The following is a 637-nucleotide window of genomic DNA, read 5'->3' on the forward strand; positions in this document are numbered from 1 at the left end:
CGAGATAGCGCGTCTCACAAGCCTGTCGCGCAACACGATTAGTAAATATCTGAACATGGATGTTCAGGAGGAGCCGAAGTATCAGCGGCGCTCGCAGCCGACGCGGTTGACGCCGTTTCATGAGGTGCTGGTGCAGGCGCTCAGTGCCGACGCGCGGCGACCGAAGAAGGAACGCCGCACCGCCTGGATGCTGTTCCAGGAGATCAAGGCTGGCGGCTACGACGGTTGTTACTCGCGTGTGACCGATTTCATCCGGGCCTGGCGGCAAGGCGAAGGCAAGGCGGTTTCGAACTCGGCGTTTGTGCCGTTGCGATTCGAGCTGGGCGAGGCATTCCAGTTTGACTGGTCTGAGGAAGGACTGGTTGTCGGCGGCATTTACCGCAAGCTCCAGGTGTCGCACATGAAGCTATGCGCGTCGCGGGCGTTCTGGCTGGTCGCCTATCCGAGCCAGGGGCACGAGATGCTGTTCGATGCCCATACGCGCTCGTTCACGGCCTTCGGCGGGGTGGCCCGCCGGGGCATCTATGACAATATGAAAACGGCCGTAGACAAGGTGCACAAAGGCAAGGGTCGCACAGTCAATCCGCGTTTCGCAGTGATGTGTTCGCACTACCTGTTCGATCCGGACTTCTGCAAC

The 637-nt window shown here is 60.3% G+C and carries 1 protein-coding gene; it reads left to right on the forward strand.

Annotated elements, in window-relative coordinates; translation table 11 throughout:
* On the forward strand, positions 1 to 637 hold a 637-nt coding region (istA, locus tag P0D89_RS53840), incomplete at both ends, for an IS21 family transposase (protein WP_408379791.1).

This window comes from Paraburkholderia sp. RL18-085-BIA-A (assembly GCF_046027075.1).
Classification (GTDB): domain Bacteria; phylum Pseudomonadota; class Gammaproteobacteria; order Burkholderiales; family Burkholderiaceae; genus Paraburkholderia.